The organism is Microbacterium sp. ABRD28 (assembly GCF_003850245.1).
GTDB lineage: Bacteria > Actinomycetota > Actinomycetes > Actinomycetales > Microbacteriaceae > Microbacterium.
This window is the reverse complement of record NZ_CP031015.1, coordinates 1,357,609-1,380,225: the sequence shown is the minus strand read 5'-3', so window position 1 is coordinate 1,380,225 and position 22,617 is coordinate 1,357,609. Positions and strand designations below refer to the sequence as shown.

Here is a 22,617-nt window from a genome sequence, read left to right as displayed (position 1 = left end):
TCATGGTCGTCGGATGACGCGTCCCAGCCGCGTCCGGATCGTCGTGCCACACTCACCCCTTGATGTACGGCTTGCCCGCCGCCGCAGGTCCGCGCACCTGGCCGGCGAAGCCGACCACCGCCAGGACCGTCACGACGTACGGCAGCATCGCCATGAATTCCGACGGGATCGGCGATCCCAGGTTGGTCAGCAGCGTCCGCAGGTTCGTGGCGAACCCGAACAGCAGCGCCGCCAGAGAGGCCTTCACCGGATCCCAGCCGCCGAAGATGACGGCGGCCAGCGCGATGAATCCGAGACCTCCGGTCATCTCCTTGTCGAAGGACCCCACCGAGCCGAGCGTGAAGTACGCGCCGCCGATGCCGGCCACAGCGCCGGCGAGGAGGACGTTCCAGAAGCGGGTCGGGTTCACCCGGATGCCGACGGTGTCGGCGGCCTGCGGATGCTCGCCGACCGCGCGAAGCCGCAGACCCCAGCGGGTCTTGTACAGGCCCCACGCCACGAGCGGGACGGCGATGTACATGATGTAGACGATCAGCGTCTGATTGAACACGACCGGTCCGATGACGGGGATGTCGGAGAGGAACGGGATCGCCCAGCGCGGGAAGCGCGGCGGGGAGTTCAGCGCCTCGGAGTTGGGGGTCAGCAGCGCCCCGTGGAGGAAGCTTGTGAGGCCCGTGATGAGGACGTTGAGGACCACGCCGACGATCACCTGATCGACGAGGTACTTGATCGAGAACGCCGCGAGCACCGAGGCCACGAGCGCGCCGGCCAGCATCGCCGCGACGAGCCCGAGGAGGAACGAGCCGGTGATCGACGCGACGATCGCCGAGGAGAACGCCGCGAAGAGGAACTGGGCCTCGATCGCGACGTTGACCACACCCGCGCGCTCGCCGATGACACCGCCGAGCGCGCCGAACACCAGCGGCACCGACAGCGAGACCGCCCCGAAGAGCAGACCCGTCACCGGGACCAGTCCGTCGGCGGCCGACCACGTGAGGAAGGCGAACACGGCCACGAACGCGAACACGATCGGGAGCCAGAGCCCCGGGCGCCGGTAGGTGTAGGCCGCCCACACCGCGTACGCGGTCATGATGACCATCAGGACGACGCAGACGGCGACGGTGGCGAACGTCGGCAGTCCGATGTCCCCGAGGTCGACCGACGAGGTGCGGTCGCCCAGTCGATACGTGCTCACCCCGTCGCGCGGGAACGCGAAGGCCATGATGCCGATGAGGACGGTGGCGACGGCGAGCGAGATCGCGAGCTTCCAACGCCGCTGGCGCACGGTCTGACGGGTGATGACCTCGTCGGCCTCGGCGGGGGCGGGGTTCACGGTCGCGGTGCTCATGCGCTCACCTCCTCCTTGCGTGCGGGTGCGGACGTGTTCTTCGCGGCGGCCTTCGCGGCTCGGCGCGCGCGCCGGCCGGCCGAGAGCTCACCGGGGTCCTTCGGGAGGAAGAAGATCGTCCTCACCAGGGGCGGTGCGGCGATGAAGAGCACGATGAGCGCCTGGACGACCACGACGATGTCGACGGGAATCCCCTCGGAGACCTGCATCGTGAAGCTGCCGGCCTTCAGGGCTCCGAACAGGATGCCGGCGGCGAAGACGCCCCACGCCCTGCTGCGACCGAGCAGGGCGACGGTGATCGCGTCGAAGCCGATGCCCGCATCGATGCCGTTGCCGAAGCCGCTGGTGATCGTCCCCGAGATCTGATTGACCCCGGCGAGTCCGGCCAGTCCGCCGGCGAAGGCCATCGCATAGATGATGATGCGCTCGACGTTGATGCCGGCCGCGCGGGCAGCGAACGGGTTCTCTCCGACCGCGCGCATGCGGAAGCCGAGGCTCGACCGCTCGACGAGCCACCAGACGAAGACCGTCGCGGCGATCGCTACGATGAATCCCCAGTTCACCGTCAGCGGCGCGCCGAACAGGCTCGGGAACTGCGCCGAGGCGGGGGTGGGCGATGAGATCGGCTGCGACCCGCCGGGACGCTGCAGCAGACCCGGGGTGTTCAGCAGCCAGGAGAGGAAGTAGAACGCCACGAAGTTCAACATGATCGTGAGGATCACTTCGTTCGCCCCGGTGCGCGCTTTGAGGAGACCCACGAGGCCACCCCAGATCATGCCGCCCACGATGCCGGCCGCGATCGTCAGCGGCAGGTGGATGAAGAGCGGGGCGCTGATGCCAGTGGCTACGAACGCGGCGGTGGTCACGCCGATGAGCATCTGACCACGGGCGCCGATGTTGAACAGGCCGACGCGGAAGGCCAGTCCCACGCCGAGGCCTGCGGCGATCAGCGGCGTGGCGAAGTTCAGGGTGTCGGTGATCGGCTTGATCGCGCGGACGAACGTCTCCGCCTCGTAATTCCAGATCGCGCCCCGGAACAGCGCGGCGTAGGCGCCCGCGACCGCATCCCAGACGGCGACGAGGGTGTCCTGGGGGCGAGCGAAGAAGTAGCCCGACGTCCGCTGCACCTCGGGGTTGGTGAAGGCCACGAGCACGCCGCCGATGAGCATCGCCAGCACGATCGCCAGCACCGTCGCGACGGCGTTGCTGCGCAGGATCTCGCGGATGATCTGGTTCTGCCGCGGGGGCGGCGGGATCTCGGCGACCGGCGTCTGCACGCCCGGTTCGCCCTGCGCCGTGCGGGTGATCCCGGGATCGACGCCGGGACCGAGGTTCGTGCCCTCGGGGGGAAGACCGCTCATGCCGACACCCCCTGGGCGGGAACGGCCTCGGCGGGCAGCTCGCCCGCCATCATCAGGCCGAGGGTCTCACGCGGGGCGTCGCCGGGCACGATCCCGACGATCTTGCCGCGGTACATCACCGCGATGCGGTCGGCGAGGGCGGAGACCTCGTCGAGTTCGGTGGAGACCACGATCACCGGCACCCCCGCGTCGCGGGTGGCGACGATGCGCTTGTGGACGAACTCGATCGATCCCACGTCGATGCCGCGGGTCGGCTGCGAGGCGACGAAGAGGCTCAGGTCGCGACTGAGCTCGCGGGCGAGCACCACCTTCTGCTGGTTTCCCCCCGAGAGCCGCCCGGCGGCGAGGTCGGGACCCTGGGTGCGGATGTCGAACTCCGCGATCCGTTCCTCGGCGAATGCGCGCAGCACGCCGCGACGAAGGGTCGCCGCGGAGAAGAAGGGAGCGCCGCTGGAACGGTTGAGGATGAGGTTGGCGGCGACGCTGAACTCGCCCACCAGGCCCTCCACCTTGCGGTCTTCCGGGACGAAACCGACGCCTTCGTCGATGATGTGCTTGACCGACTTGCCGGTGAGCTCGCGGTCGTTCAGGCGGATGGAGCCCGAGACCTTGCGCTGAAGGCCGATGATCGCCTCGGTGAGCTCGGTCTGACCGTTGCCCTGCACCCCGGCGATCGCGAGGATCTCGCCGGGCCGCACCTCGAAGCTGACCCCGTCGACGACGATCTGGTCGTGATCGTCGAGCACGCGGAGGTTGTCGACGACCAGTCCACCGGGAGCGGGCTGAGCCGGCTCCTTGTGAACGGTGAGCTCGACGGCGCGACCGACCATGAGGTTCGCGAGGTCGGCGTTGGTGGCGGTGGGCTCGGCCTCCCCCACGATCTTCCCGAGACGCATGACCGTGATGCGGTCGGCGACCTCGCGGACCTCACGGAGCTTGTGGGTGATGAAGACGATCGCCGTGCCGTCATCGCGCAGCTGGCGCATGATCGCCATGAGCTCGTCGGTCTCCTGCGGCGTCAGCACCGCGGTCGGCTCGTCGAAGACGAGCACCTTCGCGTCGCGCGAGAGCGCCTTGATGATCTCCACACGCTGCTGCGCGCCGACCGGAAGGTCGCCGACCAGCGCGTCGGGGTCGATCTGGAAGCCGAACCGTGCCGCCACTTCGCGGACGTGGGCGCGGGCCTTGTCGAGATCGAGGGCGCCGGCGAACCGGGTGTCTTCATGGCCGAGCATGACGTTCTCGGCGACGGTGAAGACGGGGATGAGCATGAAGTGCTGGTGCACCATGCCGATTCCTGCGGCCATCGCGTCACCGGGTCCGGTGAAGTGCTGCACCTCGTCGTCGAGGAGGATCTCACCTTCATCGGCGGTGTAGAGGCCGTAGAGGACATTCATGAGAGTCGATTTGCCGGCGCCGTTCTCGCCGAGCAGGCAATGGATCTCTCCGGGCTTGACCACCAGGTCGATGTGGTCGTTCGCCACGAGGGCGCCGAACCGCTTGGTGATGCCCCGAAGTTCGAGCGTCATAGCCGCCAATCTAATCGAGTCGTGAGGCGGCCGGACAGATGCACGCATCTGTCCGGCCGCCGGTGTGTTTCGAAGAGGTGTTACGGCGATGCAGGCGAACGGGCGTCGATCGACCCGTCGATGATGCCCGCGCGGATCTCCTCCAGCTCGTCCGCGAGCGCCGGGTCGACGAGCGACTCGAAGTCGTGGAACGAGGAGATGCCGACGCCGTCGTTCTCGAGCGTGCCGATGAACGGGGTCGGGTCGAACTCGCCGTTCGCCGCCTCGGTCGCGGCTTCGCTCACGGCGACGTCCATGCCCTTGAGCACGGACACCAGCAGCAGGTCGGCGACGCTCGGGTCGGTCTCGTACACGTCGGCGTCGACACCGAGCAGCGCGATGTTGCCGCCCGAGTCACGGATCGCCTCAGCGGCCGACTGGTAGATCGGGCCACCGACCGGCAGCAGCACGTCGGCGCCCTGGTCGATCAGACCCTGCGCGACCTGCTTGGCGGTGTCGTTCGCGAGGAACTCCTCGGTGAACTGGCCCTCCTGGGTCTCCATGTCCCAGCCGACGACCTGGACGTCCTCGCCCTTCTGCTCGTTCCAGTACTCGACGCCCATCTGGAAGCCGTCCATGAAGATGGTCACCGGCGGGATCTTGGCGCCACCGAAGGTGCCGACGATGCCGGACTCGCTGTACGACGCCGACGCGTAGCCGGCGAGGAACGCGGCCTGCGCGGTGTCGAAGACGAGCGGCTTGATGTTCGGGGCATCGGTCTCGCCGTCGAAGTCGTTGTCGGCGTAGTCGTCGATGATCGCGTACTGGATCTCGGGGTTGGCCAGAGCCGCCTCGACGGTGGGAGCCGAGAGCAGGAAGCCGACCGAGACGATGAAGTTGCAGCCCTCGGCGGCGAGGTTGTCGAGGTTGGCGGCGTAGTCGCTCTCGGACTGCGACTCGGTCGTCGCGATCTCGAAGCCGAGTTCCTCGGATGCGGCGGTCAGGCCTTCGAGGCCCAGCTGATTGAACGACTTGTCGTCGAACCCGCCCGCGTCGGAGACCATGCAGGCCTTGAAGTCGGACGTCGCCTCGCCCCCACCGGATGCTTCTCCGGACGGCGCTGCTTCGGGTGCGGCGCCGCAGCCCGCCAGGGCCACGAGCAGGCCCGCGGCGGCGGCAGCGCCAGCGAGCTTCTTGGTGCGTGAGATGGTCAACTCAGCCTCCACATCGATGCCCCGCGTCCTTCACGGGGACTGCACAAAGTTACCTACTGTGACAGCGCACGGGTAGACGTGCTGAGCCCGGCGTACCCAAAGGTTACAAAGACGCAATCTGCGCGTGACCAAAAGGCCGGATGCCACGCTTCCGCGCCCGTCGGGCGGCCCCTCATCGGGTCAGAGGACGTCGCCGCGTCCGGTGAGCTTCAGGGCGTCGACGACGCCCTTCACGCGCTGCGCGTTCTCGCTGGTGGTGACCAGCAACGCGTCGTCGGTGTCGACGATGACGATGTCCTTGACGCCGATCACGCTGATGATCCGTTGGGTCTGCGAGACGACGATGCCGCTAGAGGTATCGGCGAGGATCCGGGCGTTCTCACCGAGGATCGCGAGGTCGTTGCCGCGTCCGTGCGAGTTGAGCTTGGTGAGGCTGGCGAAATCGCCCACGTCGTCCCAGTCGAAGTGACCGGGGATGACGGCCAGGCGCCCCGCCGCGGCCGCGGGCTCGGCGACGCTGTAGTCGATGGCGATCTTCTCCAGCGTCGGCCACACCCGGTCGACGACGGGCCCCCGGCGTTCCCGGTCGTCCCACGCTTCGGCGAGTTCGATCAGCCCGGCGTGGAGCTCCGGACGGTTCTCCTCGATCGCGGCGAGAAGCACATCGGCGCGCGAGATGAACATGCCGGCGTTCCACAGGTAGGAGCGGTCGGCGAAATACTCCCGTGCGGTGTCGAGGTCGGGCTTCTCCACGAAGCGCTCGACGAGGGCTGCCTCGGGCGCCCCCTCGACGATGAGCTCGGAACCCTTCTTGATGTAGCCGAATCCGATCGACGGCTCCGTCGGCTGGATGCCGAGGGTGCAGATGTATCCCTCGCGCGCGACGGCGATCGCCTGCCGGACTCCCCAGTCGAACAGGTGGGTGGGGCGGATGACGTGGTCGGCGGCGAACGAGCCGATGATGACGTCGGGTTCGCGGCGGACGAGGATGGCGGCGGCGAGGCCGATCGCTGCCGTGGAGTCGCGGGGTTCGGACTCGAGGAAGACGTTCTTGTCGGGAATGCCCGGGAGCTCGCGCTCGACGGCGGCGCGGTGCGCGCGCCCCGTGACCACCGCGATGCGGTCGGATCCGCTCAGCGGCTCGAGCCGGTCCCAGGTGTCGCGCAGCAGCGTCTGCCCCGATCCGGTGAGATCGTGGAGGAACTTGGGTGCGTCGGCCCTCGACAGCGGCCACAGCCGGCTGCCGATGCCGCCGGCGGGGATCACGGCGTAGAAGTCGGCGATGGGTTCAGGCATGGCGACAGGGTATCCGGCCCGTGTTTCCGATCCGGTCTCGCAGCGCCACGGCGAGCCGGTCCGGAGGGCCCGAGGCGGCATCCTCTTGTCTCGATATCGAGACAGTTAGGTTCGCCTCATCGCCGCCCGAAGACCTCCCGCCATAGGATTGCGGTGCGCCCGTGTGACGCCGTGAGGGCCCCGTGTCCCGCGAGGGGCAATGCCTGCCCCGCACCGTGTTCGACCCAGGGAGGACGACCGTGTCAGCACCAGCACGCGTCACACCGACGGTTTCGGAGACCACCTCGAGCGTGCCACGCGGAACGCTCTACCGCGGCCGTGAGGGCATGTGGTCATGGGTGCTTCACCGCATCACCGGCGTGGCCATCTTCTTCTTCCTGCTGGTGCATATCCTCGACACCGCGCTCATCCGGGTCTCCCCCGAGGCGTACGACGCGGTCATCGGCACCTACAAGAACCCCGTCATGGGCGTCGGCGAGGTGGCTCTCGTGGGAGCGATCGCCTACCACGCCTACAACGGTCTGCGGATCATCCTCGTGGACTTCTGGAGCTGGGCCACCCGCCACCAGCGGCAGCTGTGGTGGGGCGTCCTCGGCCTCTGGGTCGTGACGATGCTCGCCTTCACCCCGCGACACCTGATCAACGTCTTCGCCGAGCTCGGAGGGAACTGATGACCACCGACCTGCTCGCCGCACCCCGCAGCCCCCGCTCGGCCACCCAGCGCCGCCGCGGCAACCTCGAGAAGTGGGGCTGGATCTACATGCGCGCCTCGGGCGTGCTGCTGATCGTCCTCATCTTCGGGCACCTCTTCGTCAACCTGATGGTCGGCGAGGGCATCCGCGGCATCGACTTCGCCTTCGTCGCCGGTAAGTTCGCCACCCCGTTCTGGCAGTGGTGGGATGTCGCGATGCTCTGGCTCGCGCTCATCCACGGCACCAACGGCATGCGCACGATCGTCAACGACTACGTCGCCAACGAGACCACCCGCAAGGTCCTCGTCTACGGCCTCTGGGCATCCGCCGCCTTCCTCATCCTCCTCGGCACCCTCGTGGTGTTCACCTTCGACCCGTGCCTGGGCCTGAGCAGCACCAGCGCCGACTGGCTGCAGGAGCTGTGCGCCTGACCGGCGCTGCGGTTCACGGCCCTCTCACCAGAACGGAAGACATCCTCCAGTGAGCACGCAGACCTCCGACAGCGTCGTTCGCGACGGCGTCCACTACCACCAGTTCGACATCGTCATCGTCGGCGCCGGCGGCGCCGGCATGCGAGCGGCGATCGAGGCGGGTTCGGGTGCGAAGACCGCTGTCATCTCCAAGCTCTACCCCACGCGCTCGCACACCGGTGCGGCCCAGGGCGGGATGGCCGCGGCCCTCGCCAACGTCGAAGAGGACTCGTGGGAGTGGCACACCTTCGACACCGTCAAGGGCGGCGACTACCTCGTCGACCAGGACGCGGCCGAGATCCTGGCCAAGGAGGCCATCGACGCCGTCATCGACCTTGAGAACATGGGCCTGCCCTTCAACCGCACGCCCGACGGCAAGATCGATCAGCGCCGATTCGGCGGTCACACCGCCGACCACGGCAAGACCCCCGTGCGCCGCGCGTGCTACGCCGCCGACCGCACCGGGCACATGATCCTGCAGACGCTGTTCCAGAACTGCGTGAAGCTCGGCATCAACTTCTTCAACGAGTTCTACGTCCTCGACCTGCTCACCGTGAAGGACGCCGAGGGCAAGACCCAGACCGCCGGCGTCGTCGCCTACGACCTCGCGACCGGTGAGCTGCACGTGTTCCACTCCAAGGCCGTGGTGTTCGCCACCGGCGGTTTCGGCAAGATCTACAAGACGACCTCCAACGCCCACACCCTCACCGGTGACGGTGTCGGGATCGTCTGGCGCAAGGGTCTCCCGCTGGAGGACATGGAGTTCTTCCAGTTCCATCCCACCGGTCTCGCCGGTCTCGGCATCCTCCTCACGGAGGGCGCGCGCGGCGAGGGAGCGATCCTCCGCAACGTCAGCGGCGAGCGCTTCATGGAGCGCTACGCCCCCACGATCAAAGACCTCGCACCGCGCGACATCATCAGCCGTTGCATGCAGCAGGAGGTCGCCGAGGGCCGCGGCGCCGGCCCCAACCGCGACTACGTGCTGCTGGACTGCACGCACCTGGGCGCCGAGGTGCTCGAGACGAAGCTTCCCGACATCACCGAGTTCGCCCGCACCTACCTCGGTGTCGACCCGGTGGTCGAGCCGGTGCCGGTGATGCCGACGGCCCACTACGCCATGGGCGGCATCCCCACCAACATCAAGGCCGAGGTGCTGGCCGACAACGACACCGTCGTGCCGGGCCTGTACGCCGCGGGCGAGTGCGCGTGCGTGTCGGTGCACGGCTCGAACCGTCTCGGCACCAACTCCCTGCTCGACATCAACGTCTTCGGCAAGCGCGCCGGTCGCTACGCCGTCGAGTACGCCGCGACCGCCGACTTCGTCCCCCTCCCCGACGACCCCGCCCGCGGCGTGCGCGAGATGATCGAGGGCCTGCGCAACAACGCCGGCACCGAGCGTATCTCTGTGCTGCGCAAGAAGCTGCAGGAGGAGATGGACAAGGGCGCCCAGGTGTTCCGCACCGAGGAGTCGCTCGCCCACGTCCTCGACGTCATCGCCGATCTGCGCGAGCGCTACAAGAACATCCACGTCGACGACAAGGGCAAGCGGTTCAACACCGATCTGCTCGAGGCGGTCGAGCTCGGCTTCCTCCTCGACATCGCCGAGGTGGTCGTCGTCACGGCGCGCAACCGCAAGGAGAGCCGCGGCGGCCACATGCGCGACGACTTCCCCACGCGCGACGACGAGAACTACATGCAGCACACGATGGCCTACCTCACGGGCGACCCCACCTCGTCCCACGCCGACGACCACATCACGCTCGGGTGGAAACCCGTGGTCATCACCCGCTACCAGCCGATGGAGAGGAAGTACTGATGTCGACGGTTCTCGACACTCGGACGGATGCCGCAGGCGATCGCGTCGCGGACGGAGAAGACCGCGTCGAGCAGGCGCCCGAAGACACCGGCATCCAGTCGTTCCTGGTCACCTTCAACATCCGCCGCTTCGATCCCGAGGTCGATGATGAGCCGCGCTGGGTCGACTACGACGTGGAGCTGTATTCCACCGACCGTGTGCTCGACGCCCTCCACAAGATCAAGTGGGAGGTCGACGGCTCGCTGACCTTCCGCCGCTCGTGTGCGCACGGCATCTGCGGATCGGACGCGATGCGCATCAACGGCCGCAACCGCCTGGCCTGCAAGACCCTTATCAAGGACCTCGACATCTCGCAGCCGATCTACGTCGAGGCCATCAAGGGTCTGCCGTTGGAGAAGGACCTCGTGGTGGACATGGAGCCGTTCTTCGCCTCCTACCGCGAGATCAAGCCGTTCCTCATCGCGAACTCGACGCCCGAGCAGGGCAAGGAGCGCATCCAGTCGATCGCGAACCGCGAGATCTTCGACGACACCACCAAGTGCATCCTGTGCGCCGCGTGCACGTCGTCGTGCCCGGTGTTCTGGACCGACGGGCAGTACTTCGGCCCTGCCGCGATCGTCAACGCCCACCGGTTCATCTTCGACTCGCGCGACGACGCCGGGGATGTTCGTCTGGACATCCTGAACGACAAGGAGGGCGTGTGGCGCTGCCGCACCACCTTCAACTGCACCGAGGCCTGCCCTCGCGGCATCGAGGTCACCAAGGCCATCGCCGAGGTGAAGCAGGCGGTCCTGCGCGGGCGCTGACGTCTCCGAGGGGCGACCGCGACGACTCCGCGGGCGCACCCCTCGATACAGTGGGCCTGTGACCAGAGGAGCGGATGACGCCGGGCGCGCCGATCCGGATGCCGGGTCGTCGCCGACGTCGACGGCCGCGCGACGATGGTCGGACACCGAGGGCCGGTTGCGTGAGCGCTTCGATGTTCCCCTGACGCGGGCAACCGAGCTCACCCGACGAACACTGGCCTGGTTTCCCGTGCGCGTCTGGCGCCACTTCCTGCAGCACAACGGCTTTCTCCTCGCCGCCGGCGTGAGCTATCAGTCCCTCTTCGCGATCTTCGGTGTCATCTACCTCGCCTTCGCGATCGTGGGGCTGTGGCTCGGCGCGTCGAGCGCCGCGATCCAGCGTGCGATCGAGATCATCAACGAGTACATCCCGAACCTCATCAGTGAGAACGGGCTCGTCACGCCCGAGCAGGCGGAGGATGTGGCCAACCAGTCGGCAAGCGCCCTCGGGATCACGGGTGCGATCGCGCTCGTCGTGGTCATCTGGACGGCGATCGGATTCATCACCTTCACCCGCCGCGCGGTGCGCGACATCTTCGGGCTGCCCTTCGATCGACGACCGTACGTGCTGTTGAAGGCCCGCGACCTCGTCGCCGCCGTCATCTTCGGCGTCGCCCTGCTGGCGGGGGCTTCGCTCAGCAGCGTCGCGGTCTGGGCGTTGGAGGGGGTCTTCGACCTCCTCGGCCTCGCGGCGCTGAGCACGGTGACGGATCTGCTCACCCGACTTCTCTCGCTCAGCGTCTCCTTCGCGATCAACGCCGCCGCTCTCGCCGCGCTCATCCGCTTCCTCACCGGCGCCGCGCTCGGCTGGCGGCGCATCTGGCCGGGGGCGATGCTCGGTGGTGCGGCGATCGTGGTGCTGCAGATCGGCGCGGGTCTGCTGCTGCGCTACACCCCTTCCAATCCGCTGTTGACGACCTTCACGGTGTTCATCGGGTTCCTGCTCTGGTTCCGCCTGAACAGCATCGTGATCCTCGTCGCGGGTGCGTGGATCGCCGTGGCGGCCGCCGACCGCAACGTCGCTCTCGCCGAGCTGAGCGAAGAGGAGCGTCGTCTGCACGAGCACGAGGCGCTCGTCGTCGCCGCGCGCGTCAGGGTGCGAGAGGCCCAGGAGGATCTGGCGACGGCGCCGTGGTTCCGACGGTGGAACGCGGCACGCACGCTCCGACGTGCCGAGGAGGATCTCGCCTTGCTGGAGGCGTCCCCTCCCCCACCGGTCAAGCGCTCGCTGCTGCTCGAGTGACTCCGCCGCGCACCGGGCCCGATGTCGGAGGCGCCGGTTAGGCTGGCGGGCGTGTCTCGCAGGGTTCGTATCGCCACTGTCAACGTCAACGGCATCCGTGCCGCCGTCCGCAAGGGGATGACCGAGTGGTTGGCCGACGCCGACGTGGACGTCCTCGCCCTGCAGGAGGTGCGGGCGACGGCCGACGAGCTGGGGGCCGCGCTGCCCGGCTGGCAGATCGTGAACGAGGAGGCCGTGGCCAAGGGCCGCGCCGGAGTGGCGATCGCGACCAGGGAGCCGGCGGCGGCCGTTCGCCGCGGACTGGGCCCCGACGACGACGACCGCACGGAATGGGCCGGGCGGTGGATCGAGGCAGACCTCGACATCGACGGCGAGCGCCTCACGGTCGTCAGCGCCTATGTGCACAGCGGTGAGGCCGACACCCCGCGTCAGGAAGCGAAGTGGGCCTTCCTCGACGCCATGGAGGCACGGATGCCGCAGCTCGCCGCATCGTCTCCCCTCAGCCTCATCATGGGTGACCTCAATGTCGGACACCGCACCCTCGACATCCGCAATTGGAAAGGCAATGTGAAGAAGGCCGGCTTCTTGCCGCGGGAGCGTGCCTACTTCGATCGGTTCACCGGGCCCGCAGGAGAGGAGATCACCGCGAATGACGGCTCGGTGGGCACCGGGCTCGGCTGGGTGGATATCGGGCGCCGCGCGGCCGGCGAGGTCGACGGCCCCTACACCTGGTGGTCGATGCGCGGGCGGGCCTTCGACAACGACGCAGGGTGGCGGATCGACTACCACCTGGCGACGCCCGCGCTCGCGGAGCGGGCGAGTGACTATCGGGTGGTGCGCGCGCCGTCGTGGGATACGCGGTGGAGCGATCATTCACCGGTCGTCGTGGACTACACGCTCGGTCTCTGACCGCGCCGGGTGGACGGGTGTCTCGCTAGACTGCGCCTGACGATCGGGGGATCGATGGCGCGGCGACCACACATCCTTGTCTTCGCGGCGGCTCTGGGGCTCTCGGCCCTCGTCGTCTCAGCCTGCACCGGGGCTCCTCCGGCGGACGCCTCCTCCCTCACGGGTGGGATCTCCCCCGTCGCCGACGGCGTCGATGCCTCCGGCTGGGAGGTCACGGCGTGGGAGATCGCCGACGCCGAGGCGCGCGAGGTCGCGTCGGCCACCACCGGCGCGGACGGCGCCTTCACGCTGGACCTCGCAGACGACACCCGCCGCCCGATCTTCGTCGACGCGCGCCCGGCCGGGGCTGAGGCGCCGCTGCTGGCCGGGGTGATCGCCGAGGACACCGCCGATGTGACGCTCAACGAGCGGACGACGGTGGCCGCAGGCTACGGCATGGCGCAGTTCTTCGGCGACGCCCAGCCGTCGGGCGAGGAGATGCCGCTCGCCAACGCTGCCGCGATGGCGGCCAATCTCGCCGATGTCGCCACCGGCGAGTACGGCGAGGTGCTCACCTCGTCGCCCAACGGGTCGGAGACCGAGGCGCTGGCGACCTTCACGTCCCTGACCGCGATGCTGTCGGCGTGCCTCACGGAGGAGGCGGCGTGCGTGTCGCTCTTCGAGACGGCTGCGGGGGCGTCGCCGGTCGCCTCGGCCGCCGCCGCCTTCGCCGCCATCGCGCGCGACCCGTCGGCCGAACCCGATGCGCTGTTCGATCTCGCCCAGGAAGCCGCGGGCGCGGAACCGGGACTCTCCGATCCCCCCGCGGCCTGGACGCTCGCCCTGCGCTTCGACGGTGACGGGCAGTCCCTGGACGGACCGGGGAACTTCGCGATCGACCCCCGCGGTCACATCTGGATCAACAACAACTACGAGTACGGCGACGACCCGACGGTGCCCGTGTGCGGCAGCGACGAGATGTTCGAGTTCGCCCCCGACGGGGAGCTCGTCGGCACATACAGCGGCGGCGGACTCAGCGGCTCGGGGTTCGGCATCGACTTCGATGCGGAAGGCCGGCTGTGGCTGAGCAACTACGGCTTCGCTGCGCCCGAGCCGGGGTGTCCTGCCGACCAGCAGCCGCTGCACAACAGCATGACGCTCTTCGACGACGGCGAATTCCTCTCTCCCGACACGGGCTTCACGCAGGGCGACCTCAGCTGGCCGCAGGGGATCGAGGTCGCCCGAAACGGCGACGTCTGGATCGCCAACTGCGGCAACGACACCGTCGCGGTCTATCCCGACGGCGACCCCGAACAGGCGCGGAACCTCGGAAGCCTCGGTCTGGAGCAGCCCTTCACGGTGATCGACAACGGTCAGCTCCTGTTCGTCAGCGCGATGGTCAACAGCGCCGTCGCCGTGGTCGACCGCGACGGCACGCCGATCCCGGGGTCGCCCCTCACCGGGCCGTTCGACCGTCCGATGGGACTGGGCAGCGACGCGGCGGGCAACGTCTGGGTGGCCAATTCGGGCGGGATCAGCCTCCCCTGCCCCGACCGGGTCGAGGAGGGACGGGGTGTGCCGTCCGTGACGATGATCGCACCCGACGGCTCGACCACGGCAGGTCCCTTCACCGGGGGTGGCGTGGTGCTTCCCTGGGGTCTCGCGGTCGACGGTGTCGGCAATGTCTGGGTGGCGAACTTCGACGGTCAGCGGGTGTCGGCGTTCTGCGGGGCCGATCCGTCGGTCTGCCCGCGCGGGCTCGACACCGGCGACGGGATCTCCCCGGATGACACCGGCTACGCCTTCGACGGGCTCACCCGCAGCACCGGCATCGCGGTCGACCCGTCGGGGAACGTCTGGGTGATGAACAACTGGGAACAGGTGCCCCAGCAGACCAACCCCGGGGGCCACCAGATCGTCGCCTTCGTCGGTGCGGCGCCACCCGTGCCGGTCGCGGCCTTCGCCGACGGCGGGTGACACAGGGCGCCTAGGATTGACGAGTGAAGAAAGCGCGTCTCTACTCCGGCATGCAGCCCTCGGCCGACTCCCTCCAGATCGGCAATTACATCGGGGCGCTCATGCAGTGGCGAGACCTGCAGGAGACCTACGACGCGTTCTTCTCCGTGGTCGATCTGCACGCGCTGACGCAGCCGAACGACCCGGCCGAGCTTCGCGAGAAGACCCGTCGAACCGCAGCCCAATACATCGCCGCCGGCATCGAGCCGTCGAAGTCGACCCTGTACGTGCAGTCGCACGTGCCGGCGCACGCCGAGCTCGCCTGGATCCTGTCGACCATCACCGGGTTCGGTGAGGCCGGGCGCATGACCCAGTTCAAGGACAAGTCGCAGCGGTACGGGTCGGACGCGACATCCGTCGGCCTTTTCACCTATCCGGTGCTCATGGCCGCCGACATCCTGCTCTACCAGACCGACATCGTGCCGGTCGGCGACGACCAGAAGCAGCACGTCGAGCTCACACGCGATCTCGCCGAGCGTTTCAACGGCCGTTACAGCGAGGTCTTCCGCGTGCCGATGCCGGTCATCCAGCAGGAGACCGCCCGGATCTACGACCTGCAGAACCCGCTGGCGAAGATGTCGAAGTCGGCCGAGTCGGAGGCGGGCGTGCTGTGGCTGCTGGACGACCCGGCGGTCAGCGCGAAGAAGATCATGCGTGCCGTCACCGACAGTGAGGGTGCGGTGCGCTACGACCGCGAGAACAAGCCCGGAGTGTCCAACCTGCTGGTGATCTACGCCGCCCTCACCGGGCGCCAGATCGCCTCGATCGAGGACGAGTACGCCGGCCGCGGGTACGGCGACTTCAAGAAGGGCCTCGCCGAGGTCGTCGTCGCCGAGTTCGAGCCCGTGCGCGCTCGCGCGATGGAGCTGCTCAGCGACCCGGCCGAGCTCGACCGTGTGCTGGCGGTCAACGCCGCGCGCGCGGCGGAGGTCGCCGACGACACGCTGGCCAAGGTGTACGACAGCGTGGGGCTGCTGCGCCGCACCTGAGGCCGCTGCGAGGCGGACCCGCGCGAGGTCGTAGGGTGGCGACATGCAGCCCGCCATCCTCCGCACCCGCCGACTGGTGCTGTCGCTGCCGACCAGGGCCGATACCGACGCCGTGTATCACGCGTGTCAGGACCCCGACATCCAGCGGTTCACCACCGTGCCCCGGCCGTACGTGCGCGAGCACGCCGAGAAGTTCATCGACCTCGTGCCCAAGCAGTGGGCGGAGGGCGTCTCGACGAACTGGGCGATCCGTCACGACGGTGCCCTGGCGGGCATGATCGGCATGCACCGGCTGGGCGCGACCGAAGGATGCGGTGAGATCGGGTTCTGGATGGCTGCGCCCTTCCGCGGCAAGGGCCTGCTGGCTGAGGCTGCGACGGCCGTGCTCGACTTCGCCTTCGCCCCGCAGGGGCTCGATCTCGTGCGGGTGGAATGGCGAGCGGTCGCCGGCAACGTCGGTTCGGCGTCCGCGGCCCGCGCCGTCGGGTTCCGTTACGAGGGGCTGCTCCGCCAGGCGCTCGTCGGGCCCGGCGGACGCGACGACGGCTGGGTCGCCGGCATCCTCCGCACCGACGACCGCTCTCCCGTCCCCTGGCCGGTGCTGCACCCCTGACCTCAGGCCGTCCTCGCGTGCCAGGATGAGGGGATGCCGGAGATGCCCGAGGTGCAGGGACTGGTCGATTTCCTCCGCGGCCGCCTGATCGATCACACCGTCACCCGCGCCACCGTCGCGAACATCGCCGCGCTGAAGACGTACGACCCGCCCATCACCGCTCTGGTCGGCGCCACCGTGACCGGCGTCGAACGCCACGGCAAGTTCATCGACATCGCCACCGCCGCCACGGGGGAAGACAGCGGCACCGCTGCGGCCCCCCACCTCGTCTTCCACCTCGCCAAAGCCGGCTGGCTGCGGTGGTACGACGCCCTCCCGTCGACGGTGATCCGCCCCGGGAAGACCCCCATCGCCCTCCGTGTCGGCTTCGACGACGGCTCGGGCTTCGACCTCACCGAGGCCGGGACGAAGAAGTCGCTCGCCGTCTCGGTCGTCCGCGACCCGGATGAGGTTCCCGGCGTCGCGCGGCTCGGACCCGATCCGCTCGACCCCGCCTTCGACCGCGACGCCTTCGCAGCGCTCCTCGCCGGACGTCGCACCCAGATCAAGGGGGTGCTGCGCGACCAGTCGATCATCGCGGGTGTCGGCAACGCCTACTCCGACGAGATCCTGCACGCCGCGAAGATGTCGCCGTACGCCCTCGCCGCCGGCCTCGACGACGTCGAGATCGATCGGCTGTACCAGGCGATGACCGACACCCTCGCGGAGGCGTTGGCCGCGGCATCCGGAAAGCCACCCGCCGACCTGAAGGATGCCAAGCGTCGGGGGATGCGGGTGCACGGTCGCCGCGGGGAGGCATGCCCGGTCTGTGGTGACGAGGTGCGCAGCGTGTTCTTCGCCGACAACTCGTTGGAGTACTGCCCCACGTGTCAGACGGGCGGGAAGATCCTCGCCGACCGGCGGCTCTCACGGCTTCTCAAATGACGCCGGCGGGAAAGAAGACGGGGAGGCCGCCGCAGCGACCTCCCCGTTGTTCACACGCGCATCACGACACGTCTTCGTCGACCCAGTCGAAGGTCTTGGTGACGGCCTTCTTCCAGTTGCGCAGCAGACGGTCGCGCTCGGCGTCATCCATCTTCGGCTCCCAGCGGCGGTCCTCCTGCCAGTTCTTGGACAGGTCGTCCAGGCCCGACCAGAACCCGACGGCCAGCCCCGCCGCGTAGGCGGCGCCGAGGGCCGTGGTCTCGGCGACCACCGGGCGGACGACGGGCACGCCGAGGATGTCGGCCTGGAACTGCATCAGCAGGTCGTTGGCGATCATGCCGCCGTCGACCTTCAGCTCCGTCAGCGGCACCCCCGAGTCGGCGTTGACCGCATCGATCACCTCGCGGGTCTGGAAGGCCGTGGCCTCCAGCGCCGCGCGGGCGATGTGCCCCTTGTTGACGTACCGGGTCAGACCCACCAGCGCACCGCGGGCGTCGGGACGCCAGTACGGCGCGAACAGACCCGAGAACGCGGGGACGAAGTACGCTCCGCCGTTGTCCTCGACGCTCGCCGCGAGGGTCTCGACCTCCGGCGCAGAGGAGATGATGCCGAGGTTGTCACGCAGCCACTGCACGAGCGATCCGGTGACGGCGATCGAACCCTCCAGGGCGTAGTGGGCCGGCTCGTCGCCGAGCTTGTAGCCGAGGGTGGTCAGCAGACCGTTCTGCGAGTGGACGATCTCGGTGTCGGTGTTGAAGATGATGAAGTTGCCCGTGCCGTAGGTGTTCTTCGCCTCCCCCTGCTCGAACGCCGCCTGACCGAAGGTCGCGGCCTGCTGGTCGCCGAGGATGCCGGCGATCGGGGTCTCGCGCAGCAGGCTCGAGCTCTCGGCGTGACCGTAGACCTCGGACGAGCTGCGGATCTCGGGCATCATCGACAGCGGCACCCCGAACGTGTCGAGGATGTCCTCCCGCCACGTCAGCGTCTCGAGGTCCATGAACATCGTCCGCGAGGCGTTCGTCACATCGGTGGCGTGCACACCGCCGTCGACGCCGCCGGTGAGATTCCACAGCACCCAGGTGTCGGTCGTGCCGAAGAGGAGGTCGCCACGCTCGGCGCGCTCGCGCGCACCCTCGACGTTGTCGAGGATCCAGACGATCTTCGTCCCCGAGAAGTAGGTCGCCAGCGGCAGACCGACGACCGACTTGAACCGCTCGGTGCCGCCGTCGGCGGCGAGCTTGTCGACGATGCCCTGCGTGCGGGTGTCCTGCCAGACGATGGCGTTGTAGACGGGCTCACCGGTGTTCTTGTCCCAGACCACGGCGGTCTCGCGCTGGTTGGTGATGCCGATCGCGGCGATGTCGTGACGCGTGAGGTCGGCCTTCGACAGCGCCTGACCGATCACCTCACGGGTGTTCCGCCAGATCTCCATGGGGTCGTGCTCGACCCACCCGGCCCTCGGGAAGATCTGCTCGTGCTCGAGCTGACCGCTCTGGATGATGTTGCCGGACTTGTCGAAGATGATCGACCGGGTGGACGTGGTGCCCTGGTCGATCGCGAGGATGTAGTCGGCCATGCGTGATACTCCTTTGTCTCGTTGAAGATGGTTCGTCGTGCGGAGGGGCTGTGGTGCCCGGGATGCCGGGACTCAGCCCAGGATCGGCATGAGCGGGATCGCGGCGAAACCGGCCAGGACACCACCGATGATCGGTCCGACGATCGGCACCCACGCGTAGCTCCAGTCGCTGCCGCCCTTGTTCTTGATCGGCAGGATCGCGTGGGCGATGCGGGGGCCGAGGTCACGCGCAGGGTTGATCGCGTAACCGGTGGGACCACCGAGCGAGGCGCCGATGCCGACGACGAGCAGGGCGACGGGAAGGGCGCCGAGGGCTGCCAGACCCGAGGGATCGCCGTTTCGGCCGAAGCCGATGACGACGAAGACCAGCACGAAGGTGCCGATGATCTCGGTGACGAGGTTCCAGCCGTAGGTGCGGATGGCGGGGCCGGTGGAGAAGACGCCGAGCTTGGTCGCCGCGTCCTCCTCGGCGTCGAAGTGCTTCTTGTAGGCCGCCCAGGCCAGCACGGCACCGATGAAGGCACCGATCATCTGCGCCCCGATGTACACGAGGATCGAGAGGGGGCCGACCGGCACGCCCTGACCGAACTCCGTCGCGCCGTTGGCGACGAGACCCAGCGTCACGGCGGGGTTCAGGTGCGCCCCCGACACGTAGGCGACGGTCACACCGGCGAAGACCGCCAGGCCCCAGCCGAAGTTCACCAGCAGGAAGCCGCCGGCGAAGCCCTTGGTCTTCGTCAGGGCGACGTTGGCGACGACGCCACAACCCAGGAGGGTCAGCAGCATCGTGCCGATCACCTCCGAGATGAAGACGATACCCAGATTGTCCACATTGACCTTCTTTCGTCGTGCGGCCCCAATGCCGCGTCAGGGATGGTCGCCGACAAGCGCGCCCCCCGGCGACCGGGGCGACATGACCGGCGCCGGAGCGTCGGTCATGACGATCACGAGAGTACGGCGTCCTGCGTCAGATCGACACCATGCCGCTCCGCAAGCAGGCGGGCGCTGGCGGCGACTTCTTCGCCACGCCGCTCGGCGTCCCAGCCGAGCGTGTCGCCGACGACCTCGGCGAGTTCCTGCAGGACCGGCATGGTGACCGATCCCACGAACGCCACGCTCGTGCGTCGCAGCAGCACGTCGATGAGGTGCACGACGTACTCCGTGCGCGTGAGGTAGGCGATCTCACCGGTGCTGTAGTCGGGCAGGGTCCGCAGCGGCCGGTCGTCTTCGGGCAGGGCCTCGATGAGCGCGGCGGCGCGAGTGCCGTAGCGCTCGAGGAGCTGGTCGGTGCGTGCGGCGTCGAGGTGACCCCGGTGACTCTCGACCCAGGTCGCGCGGGCGCGCTGCGTACGGGGGTACCCTTCAGCGCCGCCGATCATGAGGCCGGCGGTGCTGCGCACCCGGCGGCGTCCGAGGATGCCCAGTACGCGGTCGGAGAGCTGCTCGCCGAGGGCGCGGAACGTCGTCCACTTGCCGCCGACGAGGCTCAGCACCGTGGTCTGCGGGCGACCCGAGGCCGTGGCCTGCTCGACGCGGTAGTCGCGCGAGACGAAGCCGGGCTGGGTGTCGTCGTGGCGCGGAAGGGGGCGGACGCCGGCGAAACGGTAGACGATCTCGGAGCGGTCGACGGGGATGTCGGGGAAGACGTGCGAGACGAGGTCGAAGAAGTAGTCGACCTCTTCCTCGGTGCACACCGCGGGGGTCCGCATGTCGTGGTCGATGTCGGTGGTGCCGACCATCACTCGACCCTTGAGCGGGTAGATGAGGACGATGCGCCCGTCTTCATGCTCGAAGAAGATCTCGCGTCCCCCGGTGGCCTCACGCAGCGCCGGGTTGTCGAGCACGATGTGCGACCCCTTGGTGCCGCCCATGTACGCGGTGTCGCGACCGAGCGACTCGTTGGTGAGGTCGGTCCAGGGTCCGGAGGCGTTGACGACGACGTCGGAGGTGAGCTCGAACTCCTCGCCCGTCACTTCGTCGCGCACCCGCAGACCGGATGCCGACATCCCGACCGCCGACAGATAGTTCGCCGCTCGCGCGTGGGGACCGGCGGCCAGGCCGTCGTAGAGGACGTCGAGCGCGAGACGCTCGGGGTCGTGCATGCTGGCGTCGAAGTAGGTGGCGGTGTACTTCACATCGGTGTTCAGCGACGGAAGCTCGGAGAGCGAACGCTTGCGGCCGTAGAACCGGTGCCGGGGCACCGCACCGCCGTCGCGCGAGAAGAAGTCGTAGATCGTCAGCCCGACCTTGATCAGCAGGGCACCCCGCTCGGAGGGCTTGCCCTGCTTGTGGGTGAGGAAACGCAGGGGTGCGGAGAACAGACCCGAGAAGGTGGAGAAGATCGGCACCGTCGTGGGCAGCGGGCGCACGTAGTGCGGTGCGGTCTTGATGAGGGCGTTGCGCTCGACGACCGACTCGCGCACGAGGCGGAACTCGCCGTTCTCGAGGTAGCGGATGCCGCCGTGGATCATGTGCGACGACGCACTCGAGGCTCCCGAGACGAAGTCGTCACGCTCGACGAGGATCACCTTCACGCCCTGCAGCGCCAGATCTCGGAAGGTCGCGATGCCGTTGATGCCGCCGCCGACGATGACGACGTCGGCGGTCGGGTCCGCGGCGATGGCGCGAACGTCAGCGCGCTGCGACGCGGGCTCTGATGTGGCGGGCTGGCTGCTCATCGGGACTCCTCTCACGGTGCCCCTTGCGCGACACCGCATCATCTGGATGAATACATCCTGAACCCGCCCGAACGTCAGTGCAATCATCTTGCACATATGTGCAAAGGAGAGGATGATGCCGAAGTCGGCCGACATCTCGGAGACCGTCCTCCCCGAGCGGACGCGCGACGCTCTGCGTGCCGCGCAGCTGTACTACATGCAGGACCTCACGATGGATGCCATCGCCCGCGAGCTGCGCACCTCACGGTCATCCGTGTCGCGGCTGCTCAGTCAGGCGCGCGAGACCGGCCTGGTCGAGATCGTCATCCACTCCCCCCTCGAGGGCCCGTCCCGCCTCGCAGCCGACATCCGCGATCGGTTCGGGGTGACAGCCCACATCGTGCCGGTGCCCGACCGCGCGAGCGACGTCGAGCGCCTCGACCGCGTCGCCCTGTCCGCCGCGCGGACCCTCGCGAGCTGGGTCGATTCCAACCAGAGCGTCGGAATCGCGTGGGGCTCCACGATCGGCGCGGTCAGCCGCCACCTGCCGCGGCGCGTGACCCACAACACCGAGGTGGTGCAGCTCAACGGCGCCGGCAACATGCGCACGACGGGCATCATGTACGCCAGCGAGCTGCTGAGCCGGTTCGGCGACGCGTTCGGGGCGCAGGTCCACCAGTTCCCCGTGCCGGCCTTCTTCGACGACCCGGCGACCAAGCGGGCGTTCTGGCGCGAGCGCTCGATCCGCCGGGTGCTGGAGATGCAGGCCAGCCTCGACCTGGCGGTCTTCGGCGTCGGCTCGCCCTTCGCCGAGGTGCCGAGCCACGTCTATCAGGGCGGCTATCTCGACGCCGAGGACTACCGGGCCCTCAGCCGCGAGCACGTCGTGGGCGACGTCGCGACGGTGTTCTACCGCGCGGACGGTTCGAGTGACGGCATCCCCCTGAACGAACGTGCGACGGGACCGGACTTCTCGGTTCTGCGCCGCGCGCCCCGGCGCGTCGGCATCGTCGCCGGTCGCGCGAAAGTGCCGAGCCTTCGCGGCGCCCTGCGCGCCGGGCTGATCACCGACGTCATCCTCGACGAGTCCACCGCGCGCGACCTCGCCGCGACGCCGCTCGACGCCGGCCACGCGCGCCCGCATGCGCGGGAATGAATCCG

The 22,617-nt window shown here is 68.7% G+C and carries 19 protein-coding genes; 11 read left to right on the top strand and 8 right to left on the bottom strand.

What is annotated here, in order from left to right; translation table 11 throughout:
* Positions 1-52 precede the first annotated feature (52 nt).
* The 5 genes from DT073_RS06705 to DT073_RS06685 all read right to left on the bottom strand — a co-directional run bounded on the left by DT073_RS06705 (position 53) and on the right by DT073_RS06685 (position 6,727).
* Entirely contained in the window at positions 53-1,348 is a 1,296-nt protein-coding gene (locus DT073_RS06705; RefSeq protein ID WP_124292691.1) for an ABC transporter permease, read from the bottom strand.
* On the bottom strand, positions 1,345-2,709 hold the full coding sequence (locus tag DT073_RS06700; protein ID WP_124292690.1) for an ABC transporter permease: 1,365 nt from the start codon (positions 2,707-2,709) through the stop codon (positions 1,345-1,347). The genes DT073_RS06705 and DT073_RS06700 overlap by 4 nt, the downstream gene beginning before the upstream one ends.
* Entirely contained in the window at positions 2,706-4,238 is a 1,533-nt protein-coding gene (locus DT073_RS06695) for an ABC transporter ATP-binding protein (RefSeq protein ID WP_124292689.1), read from the bottom strand. Before DT073_RS06695 ends, DT073_RS06700 begins: the two co-directional genes overlap by 4 nt.
* A gap of 80 nt (positions 4,239-4,318) precedes the next feature.
* Complete coding sequence (locus DT073_RS06690; protein WP_124292688.1) at positions 4,319-5,431, bottom strand: BMP family lipoprotein; 1,113 nt, start codon at positions 5,429-5,431, stop codon at positions 4,319-4,321.
* A gap of 180 nt (positions 5,432-5,611) precedes the next feature.
* On the bottom strand, positions 5,612-6,727 hold the full coding sequence (locus DT073_RS06685) for a mannose-1-phosphate guanylyltransferase (RefSeq protein ID WP_124292687.1): 1,116 nt from the start codon (positions 6,725-6,727) through the stop codon (positions 5,612-5,614).
* 239 nt (positions 6,728-6,966) lie between these two features.
* On the opposite strand from DT073_RS06685, the gene sdhC reads away from it, so the two are divergent.
* Genes sdhC through DT073_RS06635 form a run of 10 tightly spaced genes read left to right on the top strand, consistent with a single transcriptional unit; the run spans position 6,967 to position 17,223 of the window.
* On the top strand, positions 6,967-7,398 hold the full coding sequence (gene sdhC, locus DT073_RS06680) for a succinate dehydrogenase, cytochrome b556 subunit (RefSeq protein ID WP_124292686.1): 432 nt from the start codon (positions 6,967-6,969) through the stop codon (positions 7,396-7,398).
* Complete coding sequence (locus tag DT073_RS06675) at positions 7,398-7,850, top strand: succinate dehydrogenase hydrophobic membrane anchor subunit (RefSeq protein ID WP_124292685.1); 453 nt, start codon at positions 7,398-7,400, stop codon at positions 7,848-7,850. Before sdhC ends, DT073_RS06675 begins: the two co-directional genes overlap by 1 nt.
* A 49-nt stretch (positions 7,851-7,899) precedes the next feature.
* A complete protein-coding gene (gene sdhA / locus DT073_RS06670) occupies positions 7,900-9,705 on the top strand; it encodes a succinate dehydrogenase flavoprotein subunit (RefSeq protein WP_124292684.1) in 1,806 nt (601 codons plus the stop codon).
* The gene (locus DT073_RS06665; protein WP_240638794.1) at positions 9,705-10,511 is read left to right on the top strand and encodes a succinate dehydrogenase iron-sulfur subunit; all 807 of its coding nucleotides are present in this window, start codon (positions 9,705-9,707) and stop codon (positions 10,509-10,511) included. The genes sdhA and DT073_RS06665 overlap by 1 nt, the downstream gene beginning before the upstream one ends.
* 58 nt (positions 10,512-10,569) lie before the next feature.
* Complete coding sequence (locus DT073_RS06660; RefSeq protein ID WP_164478160.1) at positions 10,570-11,793, top strand: YihY/virulence factor BrkB family protein; 1,224 nt, start codon at positions 10,570-10,572, stop codon at positions 11,791-11,793.
* A gap of 51 nt (positions 11,794-11,844) precedes the next feature.
* The gene (locus DT073_RS06655) at positions 11,845-12,702 is read left to right on the top strand and encodes an exodeoxyribonuclease III (RefSeq protein ID WP_240638793.1); all 858 of its coding nucleotides are present in this window, start codon (positions 11,845-11,847) and stop codon (positions 12,700-12,702) included.
* A gap of 54 nt (positions 12,703-12,756) precedes the next feature.
* Positions 12,757-14,658, top strand: a complete 1,902-nt coding sequence (locus tag DT073_RS06650; protein WP_124292682.1) for an NHL repeat-containing protein — start codon at positions 12,757-12,759, stop codon at positions 14,656-14,658.
* 23 nt (positions 14,659-14,681) lie between these two features.
* Positions 14,682-15,686, top strand: a complete 1,005-nt coding sequence (gene trpS, locus DT073_RS06645) for a tryptophan--tRNA ligase (protein ID WP_124292681.1) — start codon at positions 14,682-14,684, stop codon at positions 15,684-15,686.
* 43 nt (positions 15,687-15,729) lie between these two features.
* Positions 15,730-16,299, top strand: a complete 570-nt coding sequence (locus tag DT073_RS06640; RefSeq protein WP_124292680.1) for a GNAT family N-acetyltransferase — start codon at positions 15,730-15,732, stop codon at positions 16,297-16,299.
* Positions 16,300-16,332: 33 nt separating this feature from the next.
* A complete protein-coding gene (locus tag DT073_RS06635) occupies positions 16,333-17,223 on the top strand; it encodes an Fpg/Nei family DNA glycosylase (protein ID WP_124292679.1) in 891 nt (296 codons plus the stop codon).
* Between the two features lie 61 nt (positions 17,224-17,284).
* On the opposite strand, the gene glpK is transcribed toward DT073_RS06635, so the two are convergent.
* From glpK to DT073_RS06620, 3 genes are all read right to left on the bottom strand, one after another.
* Positions 17,285-18,799 carry a glycerol kinase GlpK gene (gene glpK, locus DT073_RS06630; protein ID WP_124292678.1) on the bottom strand — a complete coding sequence of 505 codons (1,515 nt, stop codon included), beginning with the start codon at positions 18,797-18,799 and terminating at the stop codon, positions 17,285-17,287.
* A gap of 72 nt (positions 18,800-18,871) precedes the next feature.
* Positions 18,872-19,630 (bottom strand): MIP/aquaporin family protein, encoded by a 759-nt coding sequence (locus DT073_RS06625; protein ID WP_160141370.1) that lies wholly within the window; start codon positions 19,628-19,630, stop codon positions 18,872-18,874.
* Between the two features lie 113 nt (positions 19,631-19,743).
* Complete coding sequence (locus tag DT073_RS06620; protein WP_124292677.1) at positions 19,744-21,477, bottom strand: glycerol-3-phosphate dehydrogenase/oxidase; 1,734 nt, start codon at positions 21,475-21,477, stop codon at positions 19,744-19,746.
* A 115-nt stretch (positions 21,478-21,592) separates the two neighbouring features.
* Here DT073_RS06620 and DT073_RS06615 point away from each other — a divergent pair, with 115 nt between their 5' ends.
* Positions 21,593-22,612: a sugar-binding transcriptional regulator gene (locus DT073_RS06615; RefSeq protein ID WP_124292676.1), complete on the top strand. Its 1,020-nt coding sequence runs from the start codon at positions 21,593-21,595 to the stop codon at positions 22,610-22,612.
* Positions 22,613-22,617: the final 5 nt, after the last annotated feature.

Excerpts from the sequence above, each read along its gene's own strand:
- DT073_RS06705 (WP_124292691.1), bottom strand. The coding sequence starts at position 1,348 with ATGAGCACCGCGACCGTGAACCCCGCCCCCGCCGAGGCCGACGAGGTC.
- DT073_RS06700 (WP_124292690.1), bottom strand. The coding sequence starts at position 2,709 with ATGAGCGGTCTTCCCCCCGAGGGCACGAACCTCGGTCCCGGCGTCGAT.
- DT073_RS06695 (WP_124292689.1), bottom strand. The coding sequence starts at position 4,238 with ATGACGCTCGAACTTCGGGGCATCACCAAGCGGTTCGGCGCCCTCGTG.
- DT073_RS06685 (WP_124292687.1), bottom strand. The coding sequence starts at position 6,727 with ATGCCTGAACCCATCGCCGACTTCTACGCCGTGATCCCCGCCGGCGGC.
- DT073_RS06675 (WP_124292685.1), top strand. The coding sequence starts at position 7,398 with ATGACCACCGACCTGCTCGCCGCACCCCGCAGCCCCCGCTCGGCCACC.
- DT073_RS06665 (WP_240638794.1), top strand. The coding sequence starts at position 9,705 with ATGTCGACGGTTCTCGACACTCGGACGGATGCCGCAGGCGATCGCGTC.
- DT073_RS06650 (WP_124292682.1), top strand. The coding sequence starts at position 12,757 with ATGGCGCGGCGACCACACATCCTTGTCTTCGCGGCGGCTCTGGGGCTC.
- DT073_RS06640 (WP_124292680.1), top strand. The coding sequence starts at position 15,730 with ATGCAGCCCGCCATCCTCCGCACCCGCCGACTGGTGCTGTCGCTGCCG.
- DT073_RS06635 (WP_124292679.1), top strand. The coding sequence starts at position 16,333 with ATGCCGGAGATGCCCGAGGTGCAGGGACTGGTCGATTTCCTCCGCGGC.
- glpK (WP_124292678.1), bottom strand. The coding sequence starts at position 18,799 with ATGGCCGACTACATCCTCGCGATCGACCAGGGCACCACGTCCACCCGG.
- DT073_RS06620 (WP_124292677.1), bottom strand. The coding sequence starts at position 21,477 with ATGAGCAGCCAGCCCGCCACATCAGAGCCCGCGTCGCAGCGCGCTGAC.
- DT073_RS06615 (WP_124292676.1), top strand. The coding sequence starts at position 21,593 with ATGCCGAAGTCGGCCGACATCTCGGAGACCGTCCTCCCCGAGCGGACG.